Source organism: Taibaiella soli (assembly GCF_003236175.1).
Lineage (GTDB): Bacteria > Bacteroidota > Bacteroidia > Chitinophagales > Chitinophagaceae > QKTW01.
Window position 1 is genome coordinate 109,301 of record NZ_QKTW01000022.1, and the last position, 14,236, is coordinate 123,536.

At 43.1% G+C, this 14,236-nt stretch carries 15 protein-coding genes; 3 read left to right on the forward strand and 12 right to left on the reverse strand.

All coding sequences use genetic code 11. The annotated features are described in order from the left end of the window. Nucleotides 1-93: 93 nt before the first annotated feature. From DN068_RS16350 to DN068_RS16360, 3 genes are all read left to right on the forward strand, one after another. Nucleotides 94-510 (forward strand): DUF2846 domain-containing protein, encoded by a 417-nt coding sequence (locus DN068_RS16350; RefSeq protein ID WP_111000014.1) that lies wholly within the window; start codon nt 94-96, stop codon nt 508-510. Nucleotides 511-1,221: 711 nt separating this feature from the next. Next, entirely contained in the window at nt 1,222-2,874 is a 1,653-nt protein-coding gene (locus DN068_RS16355; protein ID WP_111000284.1) for a sulfatase-like hydrolase/transferase, read from the forward strand. Nucleotides 2,875-3,091: 217 nt separating this feature from the next. Next, a complete protein-coding gene (locus DN068_RS16360) occupies nt 3,092-3,814 on the forward strand; it encodes a hemerythrin domain-containing protein (protein WP_165836425.1) in 723 nt (240 codons plus the stop codon). Nucleotides 3,815-3,817: 3 nt separating this feature from the next. On the opposite strand, the gene DN068_RS16365 is transcribed toward DN068_RS16360, so the two are convergent. From DN068_RS16365 to DN068_RS16420, 12 genes are all read right to left on the reverse strand, one after another. Further along, the gene (locus DN068_RS16365; RefSeq protein WP_111000015.1) at nt 3,818-5,272 is read right to left on the reverse strand and encodes a S41 family peptidase; all 1,455 of its coding nucleotides are present in this window, start codon (nt 5,270-5,272) and stop codon (nt 3,818-3,820) included. A gap of 138 nt (nt 5,273-5,410) precedes the next feature. After that, a complete protein-coding gene (locus DN068_RS16370) occupies nt 5,411-7,429 on the reverse strand; it encodes a T9SS type A sorting domain-containing protein (RefSeq protein ID WP_111000016.1) in 2,019 nt (672 codons plus the stop codon). Nucleotides 7,430-7,833: 404 nt separating this feature from the next. Next, nucleotides 7,834-8,280, reverse strand: a complete 447-nt coding sequence (locus DN068_RS16375) for a DUF1572 family protein (protein ID WP_111000017.1) — start codon at nt 8,278-8,280, stop codon at nt 7,834-7,836. A 119-nt stretch (nt 8,281-8,399) separates the two neighbouring features. Next, nucleotides 8,400-9,092 carry a ribose-5-phosphate isomerase RpiA gene (gene rpiA / locus DN068_RS16380; RefSeq protein ID WP_111000018.1) on the reverse strand — a complete coding sequence of 231 codons (693 nt, stop codon included), beginning with the start codon at nt 9,090-9,092 and terminating at the stop codon, nt 8,400-8,402. A gap of 21 nt (nt 9,093-9,113) precedes the next feature. After that, nucleotides 9,114-9,953 carry a ribose-phosphate diphosphokinase gene (prs, locus tag DN068_RS16385; RefSeq protein ID WP_111000019.1) on the reverse strand — a complete coding sequence of 280 codons (840 nt, stop codon included), beginning with the start codon at nt 9,951-9,953 and terminating at the stop codon, nt 9,114-9,116. Between the two features lie 6 nt (nt 9,954-9,959). Beyond that, nucleotides 9,960-10,691 carry a metallophosphoesterase gene (locus DN068_RS16390; RefSeq protein ID WP_111000020.1) on the reverse strand — a complete coding sequence of 244 codons (732 nt, stop codon included), beginning with the start codon at nt 10,689-10,691 and terminating at the stop codon, nt 9,960-9,962. A 9-nt stretch (nt 10,692-10,700) separates the two neighbouring features. Continuing rightward, nucleotides 10,701-11,243: an RNA 2'-phosphotransferase gene (locus DN068_RS16395; RefSeq protein WP_111000021.1), complete on the reverse strand. Its 543-nt coding sequence runs from the start codon at nt 11,241-11,243 to the stop codon at nt 10,701-10,703. A 14-nt stretch (nt 11,244-11,257) separates the two neighbouring features. Further along, nucleotides 11,258-12,097: a TIGR02452 family protein gene (locus tag DN068_RS16400; RefSeq protein WP_111000022.1), complete on the reverse strand. Its 840-nt coding sequence runs from the start codon at nt 12,095-12,097 to the stop codon at nt 11,258-11,260. Between the two features lie 19 nt (nt 12,098-12,116). Beyond that, a complete protein-coding gene (locus tag DN068_RS16405; protein ID WP_111000023.1) occupies nt 12,117-12,665 on the reverse strand; it encodes an NADAR family protein in 549 nt (182 codons plus the stop codon). Between the two features lie 14 nt (nt 12,666-12,679). Beyond that, entirely contained in the window at nt 12,680-13,153 is a 474-nt protein-coding gene (locus tag DN068_RS16410) for a nucleoside 2-deoxyribosyltransferase domain-containing protein (protein ID WP_111000024.1), read from the reverse strand. Between the two features lie 6 nt (nt 13,154-13,159). Further along, nucleotides 13,160-13,573: an ADP-ribosylation/crystallin J1 gene (locus DN068_RS16415; protein WP_111000025.1), complete on the reverse strand. Its 414-nt coding sequence runs from the start codon at nt 13,571-13,573 to the stop codon at nt 13,160-13,162. A gap of 4 nt (nt 13,574-13,577) precedes the next feature. Beyond that, nucleotides 13,578-14,234: a DUF4291 domain-containing protein gene (locus DN068_RS16420; protein ID WP_111000026.1), complete on the reverse strand. Its 657-nt coding sequence runs from the start codon at nt 14,232-14,234 to the stop codon at nt 13,578-13,580. Nucleotides 14,235-14,236: the final 2 nt, after the last annotated feature.

Genomic DNA, 14,236 nt, shown 5'->3' on the forward strand with positions numbered 1-14,236 from the left:
CAAGTGAATTATCAATTCTAAAAGTTAAATATATACATTCGTAATCAGGTAATAGTATCAGGTTACCTTATCATTTATTTAAATCGTCAATTCATGAAGAAAATCGGATTTGCAATTTTAATGGCATGCGGTGCTTTTGGATTTACAAGGTCAATAGCACAAACGAGTGGCGGACAAGTTTATTTTCTGCGCTCGCTCAATTATGTGGGTTCAGCGATTTCATTCAATCTTTACCTCGACAGTCAGTTGGTTTGTAAACTGCCAAATAATAAATACGCCGTGCAAAATGTGCCGGCCGGACAGCATACGGTTTCGGTGCAGAATACAGGTCTGGGTAGTCATACCAAGTCAATACCTATGACAATTACAGTTGTAGACGGAAAAGCGAATTATCTTGAGATCGGTAGTGGTAGCCATCTGTATTTGCAGGAGGTGACAGAGCCAAGTGCACAGACATTAATGAAGAAACTGTCCAAAACGGATAAATGCCCGATTAAGAGTGGTAAGTGATGGGAGTAAGTTATAGGTGGTAAGTTATAGGTTCGGTTGGTAAGACCGGATTGAGTTTGAGCATCTCATGAACATGAGATGCTTTTTCTTTTGTGGTTGGTTAGGTGCGTTTGCGAAAACGTGTTTATGCGGGACCCTTCCTTTGTGCCAATGACACATTTAAAATTGAGTTCAATTTCAAGGCTCTTAGTTTGGCAGCACAGTAGCAATGAAGCTCAATCGGGCGACTGTCTAAGCCACGGAGTGATCTGGCTTAGACTGCCCTTTTTTGCCTACTTTTTTTGGCATAAAAAAAGTAGGAACATGATGGTTTGAAGTGAGATTTGAAGGACTATTGCTAAATCAAGGTGTCATTGTCTTTTGATTATGGGCACCGAATAATTCGTCAGGGTGACGTAAACAATACGGCGCGCTACGAGTATGTAGTCACATAATCATCCCGACGACAGGCGGGATTCCGCGCCGACACGGATTATTATTTTTTTTTGCTTTGGATGTATTAACCTATCAACCTCTCAATTTTATCCGTGCGTTGTGCCGTCGTGAGAAAGAACCTTTTCGTAAACACGGGCAGCTTCATCCTATCATGTTTAAAATTTATTTTAAAATATTATATTTATATGATCATCACCATAATAAGCGCGCTGAGAAATAGAGAAACAATTAAGGGTTAGTCATACACTTTAGTTTATACCTAAAATTTCAATGCTTATGAAAACAAGAAATCACTCGAGGCGATTTTCTTTACTGCTTTCGGTTACTGCCTTGTTGCTGGCTTCAGACATTGCTACAGCACAAAGTCCTCAAGCAACGCCGGGGAAGCCTGGTTACGATCATCCAAACGAATACCTGGTTATTCCTGCCAAGTCAATTGCTGATAATATGGAACCTGTGATTGCACATCCCGAGCAGGATGCCGAGGTGCAAAAGAAATTAGCAGCGCTTGAAAAACGTTTCAAGAAGAAACCAAATGTCCTCATTTTTTTATTGGACGATATGGGTTGGATGGATTGGGGTTTTAACGGCGGCGGCATTGCGGTAGGAAATAATACGCCTCACGTCGATAAGGTGGCCTCGGAAGGCTTAGTGCTTACGTCAGCCTATTCGCAGCCCAGCTGTTCGCCTACACGTGCTACTATTTTAACGGGCATGTATCCCATTCATCATGGCATTTTATCTCCGCCAATGTATGGTCAGCCAGGCGGTCTGGAAGGTTTTACCACTATTGCGAAGATTATGTCTGACCAGGGCTATGTGACGCAGGCAATTGGTAAATGGCATGTGGGCGAGAATACAGGGTCACAACCACAAAATGTAGGTTTTGACGATTTTAGAGGATTCCTTTCAGTGTCTGACATGTATACAGAATGGCGTGATCCGAATTATAATCCGGAAGTAGCGCTGAGTCCGAAACGTTATGAATACATCAAAAACCTGCCATTCAGCAAAGATGATGTACATGCTGCAAAGGGCGGACAGATAGAAAAAGTAAAAGAAATCACGGTAGAGAATATTCCGGATCTGGATCAGGACTGGAAAAAATATGGACAGGATTTTATTCGGAAGATGGGTAAAAGCGATAAACCATTTTTCCTTTACTATTGCACCCGCGGCTGCCACTTTGATAATTATCCCAACAAATATTATGCGGGCCGTTCGCAATCGCGTACTGTCTATGGCGATTGCACCGTAGAAATGGACGATATTTTTTACGACTTGTATAAAACACTGGAAGAAACCGGACAGCTTGAAAATACGCTGATTATCTTCACGTCAGATAATGGACCGGAAGCGGAAGTACCACCAAGCGGACGTACGCCTTTCCGGGGTGCCAAAGGCTCCGATTATGAGGGAGGCGTGCGTGTACCAACTTTTGCTTATTGGAAAGGTATAATCACACCACGCAAATCAGATGGTTTGTTTAACCTCGCTGATATTTTTAATACTTCGGCGTCGCTGGCTGGAAAGGGGGGCGCAGCATTGTCGAAACTGGTGCCTGCTAAAACCTATATTGATGGCATCGATCAAACATCTTTCCTGATTGCAGATAGTGGTCAGTCTAATCGGAAGTCTACTTTTTATTTTTGGAATGATGAATTGGCGGGTGTGCGTATGGATGAGTTTAAATTTATGCTGATGGCGCAAAACGAAACTGCGATTACGAAGAAAGGCTACAACGGCGGTTTCAGCGGTGCGATCGAAAAAGCAGAAGGTTCTATCATGTTCAATCTTTATACCAATCCACAAGAAGATGAAACAGTAGGGATTCGTCATATTCCGCTCGGCGTACCGCTACAAACAGAAGTGGGGCGCTATATGGAAGTATTGAAGAAATATCCGAAGCATGTGCAGATTAAGCTTTGATTATTGAAGATTCCCGATTTCAGATTTGTGATAGAAGCGCGAAACAATTTCCTTGTTTCGCGCTTTTGGTTGTCATACATTCAATAATAGCAGCGTCGCATTTCCGGGGCCATCACGAAAAACATTTTCTGTAAATTTGGTCAGGCTTTAAGTTTTGAACTTTCAGTTTTTAGCTCTTCAGGAACAATTTTGGTACAGCTTTTTTAAACTTCATTTTATGGAAGCGACAGAATTATCGCAGCAGGCCGGATGCAACCGGCGTTCTTTTCTTCATGTTAGTTTTAAGGCAGTTATGCTGGCGTCCGTGCCTGGGTTGGGGATGCTTTCGTCTTGTGGAAAAGATAAAGATGAGGAAAAGGAGGTTTCTCCGCCGGAAGATCTGATGCAGGAGCATGGCTTGCTGAACCGGATCTTGCTGATCTACGATCATTGTCAGTTGCAGTTAATTCAAAACGCTTCTTTCCCGCTGGAAAGCCTAAATGATGCTGCGATGATTCTCCGAACATTTGTCGAAGACTATCACGAGAAACAGGAAGAAGATTATCTGTTTCCCCGTTTCCGAAAAGCGAATACACTCACAGATCTGGTAGATACTTTACTAAAACAACATAATGCAGGCAGGAGAATTACCGAGGAATTGATACAATTATCCAAGACCAACAATCTTACGGACGCTGACCATAAGAAGATGGTCGATTTGTTGGCGGCATTCAACCGCATGTACCGGCCGCATGAATCAAGGGAAGACACGGTGCTCTTTCCGGCGTTTCGCAAAATTGTATCGCAGCATGAGTATGATTCGCTGGGCGAAGCGTTTGAAAAGAATGAACAAAAAAAATTCGGCAAGGACGGGTTTGAAACAATGGTAGGAAAGGTCGCAGATATTGAAAAGAAACTTGGAATCTATGAGTTGGCGCAGTTTACGCCAGATATTGTCTAAGTCTTATTTTAGTAATTCTTTCGCATATTCAATCCAGTCTTTACCTGCTGGTATTTTATGTTGTGGTTCAATGCCCACGTATTCGTAATGAGAAAAATTGCGATAACGGGTGGTGGTATTGTAAATTTTGTAGAGATCGCAAGGACTAAATGACTCCATTACATTGCCGAAACCCATGTAGCCGCCTGAGTTTTCACCTGCGGTAATTACTTTTTTACTTTGCATTGCATACCATATAAACGCTTCGCCGGAGCTAGCTGTGCCTTTGTTGTAGAGCAGCACAACTTTCTTTGGATTTGTGTATATGCTGTCTATCGTCCAGGGTTCAGGCGCTTTTTCGTCCATTAATATGAAACTATTTGACGGTGCCCGTTTCATTTGCTCCAGGCGCGCTCCCATTGTAGTTGCTGCATTTCCGTATTTATCTTTGTTTTGTTGCTGTTCCTCCAGTATCTCCTGATAACGTCTGATGTTTTCAGGCGTTACCCAGATATCTACGGTATCGCTCATAATGGGACCGGTATAGAGGTAGTGTACCAGCGGTACAAAGCAACGATCTGCGCCACCGCCATTGTCGCGGAGATCAATTATGAGATTAGGCTTACTGCGAATGACTGCATCGTGTGCTTCATAAAAGGTATCGAGCTGCATGGTGAGTGCGCCGTTGAATGTGCTGATGCGCATGTAATTGGTACTATCGTTGAGTGATTTAAATTCGAAAGGTTTTTTTTCTTCAAAATGTTTGCCGCTTTTGGAATAACCGTAGTAGTATATGTGGCCGTCGTTAATCGTCATGGTTTTGGCGTGTGAGCGAACGCTGAACCCAAGCAGCCCGAGGTTGTAGGTGACCTGGTAGCGATCTTCGGAAATCCGTTTTAATTCAAACATTACCTGTCCGAGTTCCAGGAATTTCGTTTTTGTACGAAGCACCACACCTTTATATTTATTCTTCCCGGTTTTGTATATGCCAACGGTCGTCTCGTGGTTTAGATACAATCCTTCTATATCGGAGACATCTTTTTGTGCCAGCGATTCCAGCAGCTTCGTGGTATCAACTGCTAGTTTTTCAAATGACTGATAAAATGTGCTTTTCTTGAAACTATCCAACTCTGCTTCTGAATGCATTTTAGCACGATGCATTGCGCCTGGATTTTGCTCTACACTGCTGTGATGATCATGAAGTAAGGATACATAGTCTTCTAGTGCAAACGTGCAATTAGCGTTAGCAGGTTCTTTCGCGATTTTGCGCTCTGTTTTCTGTACCGCCGCTTCGTATTTTTTGTACTGGTTGGGATCTTTTTTTATTGTCTGGAATGAGGGATTATTTGTTTCGAAATAGGTCTTGATAAATTGAAATTGCGCACTGCAGTCGCAGCTTTGAGCTGACGATAATATTGGTAGAAGCAGTGTAAAACAAAGCGTCGCAAAACTTTTCAGACGGAGTAATCTGGTGTGCATATGGTGATGTGTGTTTGTTGGATGCAGGGGGTATTTAAATATACGTCAAAACACTGGTTCGCTTGTAAACAAAAAGCAGGCTCCGGGAGGGAACCTGCTCAAACAAACCAAGGGAACTCAGAAAAAAATTAAAAGAAACTATTCGGTAATCACGAGTTTTTGGATTGGCAGCATTTGTGTGCCGGCAGATATTTTTACGAGATACAGACCGGATGCCACTGTTGGTAATTTCAGTTTTGTATTGCTGTTCAAACCATCGGCAGTGCCGTTATATAATACGCCAGCAGATTTTCCAGTGATGTCTGTCAGTTCTACTCTTACTGTCGTATTGCCGTCAGCAATGCCTTGCAGGGAAACATTCACATAATTGATCGCCGGGTTTGGCGTCAGGCTTGCGGTAATGGCAGACTGCACATTTGTAACGTTCGCTTTGCGGAAGTAAGGTGCAGAAGGTTCGCAGTAGATTTCTGCGTAAGGACCCCAATCGCCAGGATCTGCCTGTACCTGCGTAGTGCTCACTGCGTAGTTTGAATTGGTCATACTTACTGAAACGGAAGAACCATACGAAAGCGTATTGTTTACCTGCTCCGGAGTAAGACCCGCTGTAGCACAGTTGGTATATGCGTCCGGACAACTGCTGATATCGCCGTTTTTGTCCGTGCGGATCAATTTCAGATTGAGCGCATTATAGTCAGGATTCCAGCTAGGCGCGGTCATCATGATATCGTCAGTAAATGAGCTGCCGATTGGTTGACGACGCGTTGCGAAAACAGGATTCCATGCGTTGTATGCAAAATTGCCACCTTGCAGGAAATAACTGTTGCTCATCGACATGTTTCCCGTTCCGAACTGGCAGAGATAAGTTCTCCAGGTATTGAGTGTTGCACTCAGCGTACTGCTTGATGCATCCCAGCCGAGTGTAAGGTCCGCCAGGAAAGGATTGAAATTGTCTGGACTTGGTTTTGCAGCATTGCCCGAACAATTAGGGAGCGGCATAGTCTGCATACCGCCTAAAAGGATGTGATCGTTACCGTCCGCACTTTCCATAGCTTCTAATGACCATGCACCGTCACCAGGATCTTTTACACGCATACGGCTTTTGGCCGGTGTCGCATAGATGTTGAAAGAGCTGTTGATATGTGTGATCATAGTCGATTTCGGAGCAATATTGAGCAGGCCGTATTTAAAATAGTCGGCGCTGTTTGAAACCACGTTATAGCCGCCATTTACCTGATCTTCCATTAAAGCTACACCGTATTCACCATAGGTAAATGGGTTGGTGTAATAATCAGCAATGAAGGATGTGTTACCTGTATTTTGCACGGCGAGTGTATTCGGGTTAAGCGCGAGATTAAGTGTGCCTGCGCCAATATTATATGTGGAGGCTGACGCGATTGGTTGAATTGCATTCGCACTGCCGGTTACATAGAGCGTACCACTGCTCGTAAGTGTAAGGTTTACGCCCATATCGGCATCAAAGTACGCGACGCTGGCGGGTGTGTACACAAAGTCAAAAACCTTGCTGGTCATTACCGTGTTGGTATTGATATTGTAACGCATCACAAAGATCTGCTTCGAGGTGATGCCTCTGAAACTCGGGCTGGTGGGGTCTGTTATTGGTTGATTGCTGACAAACCCGGTAATGTACAGCGTGTCATTGTTGATCAGGCTGTGCATCGGATAAATGTTGGTGTAATTAGTGCCGTTTATTGCCTGTGTGTTTTGAATGATCCTGTGATCAAGCAGACTACCATCGCCTTTTACGAAGTAAAGTTCGAGGACATCGCGACTGGTGCTGGATACCGGCACATCACGACGTAGCGATGTGATGATGTATTCGTTGTCGGAATATGCTACGAGGTTAGTAGTATGGTGCTCGTAATTGCCTAATGGATCACGGTAGTACTCATTGGCAAGCATGTTACCCATTCCACCGACATGAATGAAATGCACGGCCCTGTTTTCCAATGTGCCGGCCATCACATACTCGTCATTGTTCTCGACAGGCAATATGGTATACTGTTTTAAATCGTCGTAACTCCTGAAAGTTTTTACGAAATCCTGAGCATGGCTGGAATTGCTGATGCATGCTGCAAGTGCTACAGGTAGAAGCGCAACGGCCATTTTCCGGAACGGTGTGCGGAAGTGTTTTCTCATAGCGTGTTTTTAAATTATGGTGAAGAAAAAATAGTCGGTAGGTGTAGTAGCAATTTATATTTTATGGGAAATAGATGACACGCTATTTAGTGAATGATGGTATTGTGAATGCGAAATACAAACTTGATACAGACAGCTCAATTGGCCGTTGATAACAGGCAAGTGGCAGTTGTGTTTTTGTGGAATGAAAAGCCCGGTGAAATACGGTGTGGGCTCAGTTTTTTGTGGGTAATTTCCTTTCGGTTGACGGTGGACAGTTGACAGTGAATGCGAGTTTATAAATCACACGGTCATGTCGGCGATAGGGGGAGTTCTGCGATAAAATGAATTTTACTGTTTGAGTACTGGAATGCTTAATCGACACAATACTGTAATGATAAACGACTCATTTAGGTTTTGAATTTTTAATTGATCAATCGTCTGTGATAATTAATTTGTCCCAGGTGATAATTCAAATGGGCCAGCAGATGCGTCAAAACAAAATCAACCGTTTGGTCTTCGGCGAGTGCGAGAACAGGCGGGTAGGGGCCTGCGAGCTGCGCCGGAGAAAGCTTGCGCAATGATTCTTCAACAACCGATTCTGTGTCGGTTAGTAGTAAAATCAAATCAGGTCGTTCGAATCTACGTTCATTAAATTCGGCATCGCGATTACGTTCATAAGGTAGACCACCTAACTCGCGACCGATAAATGTTTTCAGATTACCTACTAAATGCTGGCAGAGATGGCCAGCGGAGTTTTTAATTTCGCCACGAACTAACCAGATGTCAGAATCGTTCTGATATTGATTCAGTTCGTCGATTACTTTGCTGAGTTCTCTTTTGAAGAGTGATGCATATTGTTCCGTGGTCATTTTGATAAGTTAATTGGTTAAATGAGTAATTGGTTTAATCGATAAAATTTAAACATCAGTCGGCTGCAGTAAGTATTCGCGACCATTTATCGCTTTAGCATTTTAACCTTTTAACCGCACTAAGCCAGTGCCTCCCGCGTAAAGGTCACCGTCGTATCATGAACACCCATGATTACAGAATCCGCCATGTTTACAAATAAGCCATGTACAAGGATGCCCTCAATTTCATTAAGATGTCTTGACAGAATAATGGGTTCGTTGATCGGTCCGAAATCGCCGTCGATAATATAATTGCCCTGCTCCGTCACAAACGTCTGACCATCTTTCATTCGAACTTCACCGTTTCCGTTTAGCTTTTTAAGTTGCTGCCGGACATAGTTCACCGCAAAAGGTACGACTTCGATGGGGACTTTAAATTTACCCAGCGCATTTACTTTTTTCGAAGCATCTGCGATAATGATCTTTTCCCGGCTCATAGAGGCTACGATCTTTTCTTTAAAAAGTGCACCGCCGCCACCTTTGATCAGTTGCAGGTTGTCATCAAATTCGTCCGTACCGTCAATGGTGATGTCAATACGCGTCACGTCGTTGATGTTGAGCATGGGAATGCCCAGCGCAATTGCCTGTTGGTACGAAGCATCAGAAGTGGCGACTCCTTTGATTTGCAGGCCGTTTTTTACCAGCGTTCCTATTTCTTCAATAGCAAAAAAAATCGTAGAGCCCGTTCCCAGACCTACGATTTGACCGTCTTTCAATAAAGTGACCGCCTCTTTTGCGGCAAGCTGTTTTTCTTTTTCAGGATTGTTATGCATGGCCGCGAATTTTTTTAGTTATCAGAGATATTGTGCAATCGAAAAACAATTTACACCATCTACCTGTTTAAACGAGTCGGTGGTATAAATTTCATCCACCTCATCAATAGAAACACCTTTGCTGAAAATACCATGACTTACAATCAATACAACTTTCACGGCTCCTTTTTCTTTCAGCATTTTCGCTGTTCCAGCAAAGGTACCCCCGCCGTCGCAGATATCGTCTATGATAAAACAAGTTTGTCCGGAGAGATCCGTTACAGTCGTTTTAAAACTGAGCAACGCGCCGGTTTTTACGTCCCGTTCCTTCATGCATTCCACTACATTGTCGACGTTCAGATATTGTGCGAGCTTATGAATTTTTTTGAGTGCGCCGGCATCCGGAGATACAATGCAGAAAGGTGTTTTACTATTTTTTTTGAAATAATCTGTCAACGCCTCCTTCACATAATCATGGTTCGTCACCGCATAAGAACGGTCAATCAACGCGGTGCTCACTTCGGAATGTGGATCGAAAATGCGGATCTTTTTAAAGCCTGCCAGGTTTAGCAAATTGGCCACCACCTTAAGTGAAAAAGGTTCTCCATCCTGCATCACACGGTCCATTCGGGCAGCCATCAAATAAGAAACATTCAGTTCAATCTGTTCAAATTCAAGATAGTCGAGTGTGTTTTTGGCGAATAAAACCATCATCAGATCATTGGCATTAGCAAGCCTGGTATTGATTTGCAATGGCGCCTTTCTGTCAAGTGCAGCGATGCTGTCCATATCGATTTTTAAATGAGGTTGGCCGTCTGGAAAGATCATTGTCTTGAATCGGATCGTTGATTGCTCCGGATAAATGAAATGAAGTGTGTTCATCGTCTTTTAGTTTCTTCCTTTTTCGTTTGGATAAAATGATTGTACTGGTTCGCTTTGAAAAACTTCTTTTGTATCAACATTCATGCCCGACAGTTTGCCATAATATGCGGCGCCTGTGTCTACGTTCCACACATTGTAACCTTGCATTGGCATCATTTCGTTATAATTAAGCGTTGGCGTATGGCCCACGTAAATTTCGTGAAAATGCCTGAGTCTTTTTGGAAAAAGCATGGAGTCTTTTGGAATTGTTTTATCCATTGCTACCGCCATTTCCCAAAGCGTACGGTCCCACCAGTAATTGCTTTCATGATGTTCCTGTGCGGGGCCGTGTATGGATGTGTACCCTGCGTGGATAAACAAACGGTTTCGCTCATCGATATGATAATTACGCATCCGGTTGAAAAACATCAGATGTGTTCTTTTCTGTTTGGCACTGAATGATTGATAACTGTTAATAGTTGCTTGTCCGCCGCTAAACAACCATTTATCGTCTGGTTGCATGCCCCGGAGCCATTCTTCGCACCAGGCATCATGATTCCCTTTAATAAAAATACAACGGTAGGCAGTATCAAGGTACATCAGGTAGTCGATCAGCATCGCCGCTTCTGACCAGCCGTCTACATAGTCTCCCAGAAAAACCAGGACATCATTTTCCTTCGGCTGCATCCGGTCCATCAATTGCTGCAAGGCTTTCAGCCCGCCATGAATATCGCCGATCACGAAAGTGTTTCCGCTCATTGTTGCAGTTTAAAAGTTAATGTACTTTGCCGGTACTTGATCAGTCAGCCAGACGCCGTTTTCGGAAAGATAGAAAACCACTCCGTCTTGGTGCATTTCCCCGCTTCGTACTGTAAGAATAACAGGTACACCCCGTCTGCTACCTACTTTTTCAGCAGTTGTTTTGTCTTCGCTTAAGTGTACGTGTTGACGACTCATTTTCTGTAGACCTTCTTTTCGAATCGCTTCCACAAATTTGGAAACAGTACCGTGAAAAAGGAACTCTGGAGGCTCCGCTGTTTTTAGGGCCAGATCTACTTCAATTGAATGTCCCTGATTCGCTCTGATTTTAGTATTGTCTTCATTAAATGCATAACGTTGTTTGTCATTCGTTCTTACGATTTCTTCCAGATCTTCCTGGGTAAATGTTTTACCGCGTTTTGCACAACGACTGATCAATTCGGCTGTATCTGCCCAGCCGTTTTCATCGAGTTTTATCTGAATGGTTTCCGGGCTATGTCTCAAGATCAGGCTTAAAAATTTGCCAATCTCTTTCTTTTGTTTTTCGTTCATAGTAGGTTTGTTTTTTAGGAGAACACACGTTCAAAAGCACCAATGTTCTCCTGATTCTTACTTCGGTCATAAACTGCAAATACGATCGATTTAAAGCACTTGCCATATTTTCCGCCTTGATTTAAATAGTGGTGAAAATAGTGTGCAATATCTTTTGGATCATTCTGAAATACGCCACAACCCCAGGCGCCGAGCAATAGATGCTCCACATTGTTTAGTACAAAAAGCCCCAGTACTTTGTCCATCCTGCGCAACATCGTTGCCTCGACATGTTCCATCTCCTCGGGTCTGTTGTTGCGGATCGCACCAATATTTGTTGCCGGACTGGTAATGAACGACATCCGGTAAGGTTGTTCCAGCAATTCACCATCATCGTTTCTAAATACCGGTACTTCCGGGCTATAGATCATGTGGTCTGAGTATAGGTATGTTCTTCGACCACGATTGAATTCATACATTTCGAAGTTTTGCATCAGCGAACCGTAGAGTGCTGAAGATAAAGCCAGACTTTCTTCCTGCGCTTGTGCGCCACCAAGGAACCCACCACCGGGATTGTTAGCGGATGCGAAATTTAAACATCCGATGTTTTGTTTCGTTTGCATCATTTCTTCCGCAGCCGCCAAAACCCTTTGTTGCTGTACGGTAATCACAGTATGCTCGTTTAGCGTTTTTATTTTCTCTGCGGCTGCTAGTAGAATGGGCTCAAACGAGTCTTCCCGATGCAGTACAGCGTGCTGAATACTGTGTTGAATGCATTGTTGTATATCTATTTTTCGGTCGTTGACGAAATAATGTCCTTCTTCTATAATGGAAACCGTTTCTTTCGCTTTTGTAATTCGGGTACTCTGTTTCATTTTCTCTTTGTTTATAGTATTATGTAATTAGTTGGTCGCGCACCGCCATCAATGCGTATCCCAGTAGGTTGTCTCCTCGCCATTTCAACGGATTTTCAATTGCTGGATGATCAGCTGCCATGCCAATTCCCCAGATCGCATCAACTGGACTTGCCTCTACCAGCACACGCTGACCAGTGCTAATCAGGAATTCTCTTAACGGTTCATGCTGCGAAAATTTGTGGAGATTTCCCGTTGCAACGATGTTGAATTTATGTTCATCCCAAACTGTTGGATCGAACCTTGAGATGTTGCGGCCTAATTTTTTAGCTTCGGCAGGTGTTTTTGCCTGAATGACTTTTTCAAGTATTTCTGCATCATTAAACAGTCTCGCCTTTTCAGCCATCATCCAATGTTCTGCTGTTTTGTAGGTGAGGCCATCTACTGTAAACGGTGCGTGCCACCATTGACTAAAGCAGCTTTGGGTAACGTTTCCATCCTTTGCAGGCTGATGCCCCCAGAAGAATAGGAACTTTATTTTGTCGCCGGCTCTGAATTTTTTTATCAACCAGTCGTTATTGTATTTCATCAGTTAATCTTTTATCAAGCAAGCAATTTTTCCAACGCTAAAACAACTTCAGAAAGCGTTTCGTATTGCGGAATGCCATATCGTTCACAAACAATGTCAACGTTTCCTTTCCGGTGAAATCCTTTTTCGCAGAGGACCATTATTTTGTTGCTACGCGCATAAAGTCCAAGCTCCAGCAGCGTAATAGGGGAGATGGTTCCAGCCTGAAGAAAGTATACGATGCAATCCGCATTTTCCAGTCCTTCCAATTCCCAGGATACCTGTTCGTGAAAAGGAGCATTTTCCTTTTCTTGCACCCAGGAGCTATTCCAATCGTCTCTTCTTGGATTTAGTATAAATAAATCCTGATCGCCGAAAACGTTTTTAATTTGTGCGATCAATTCTTCCTGCCATAAAACGGCCTTGCCCATTTCAATGGAACCAGCCATGAATATAGTTTTTAACCTGGTTGCGTCGTAAGGATTCGGCGCTTGAACGATCTGGATCATCGCTGTTTACTTTTGGAAGTGTTTAAGGTTGTCTGCAATCAAAAGATTATCCGGCGTTTCAAAATTTGCTCCAAAAAATGCTGCCACGATTTCAATCTTGCCAACAATATTTTCATTGAAAGTTTCTAACGCTTCTGCCGGTACCCAGAACTCATTGTGCATTTCATTACCTACATTCTGAACTTCATAAACCGCATAATGTGCTGCGTTCAATTCGAATTTGGTGACTATACCGCAATATCCGGAGAAAGCATCCTCCGTATTCCATTCTTGCGCGATCTGACAAGCATAAGCTTTGTTTAACACTGGATAAAATATCGGTTGCCATTCCAATCTCGGCGGATACTTCTGGAAGCCGCTTTCGGCGATCAATTCCAGTTCTTTTAGTCCAACGGGTCTATAAAGTGTCACTGTGTTCATAAGTTTAATTTTCTTCGTTTTCCTTTGAAATGCCAATTCTGTTGCGGGTTTTAGCATCGTTTATATAAGTGGTTCTTTCTACTGGAATCATCAGATGATTTAGCTGTCTCGATTTTACGTACTCATGTTGTTCCTTTACAAAATCAGTGACGTCTTCAATCAATGTGATCTCCTGTTGTCCGAATTGTTCCAGCATTTCGCCTTTCAATCCTAATTGTATCGCTCGTCTTTCCGGTTTTCCACCGTACGGACTATGATCTGGATCCCACTGCAACCGTACTTCTTTTTGTTTTAAGTCTCTTTGCCAATCTTTTATATCCTTGTACAGATGCGGTTTATAGGTTGACGGCACCGCTTCAGAAAGAATCTTTTCCAGGAACGATTTTTTCATCCAGAGTGCTAGTACGCGTTCCTGATTTTCCTTTTCTGCCCAGCCACAACGAAACATCATCCACAGGAAATTCGGTTTAATCCATGACATACGTTCGTAACTGAATTTACTTCCACCGAGCTTCTGATTTGCTACTGTGTAGTTGGCGATACTGTTGTTATAGGCCTGGTATACTACTATTTCATCCAGTTGTTCATGACCTATGATTTGTTTTCCTGCATTTGGTAAATGGAGCAGGGAGGATTCATAATTTTCAATTTCTATTTTCATTG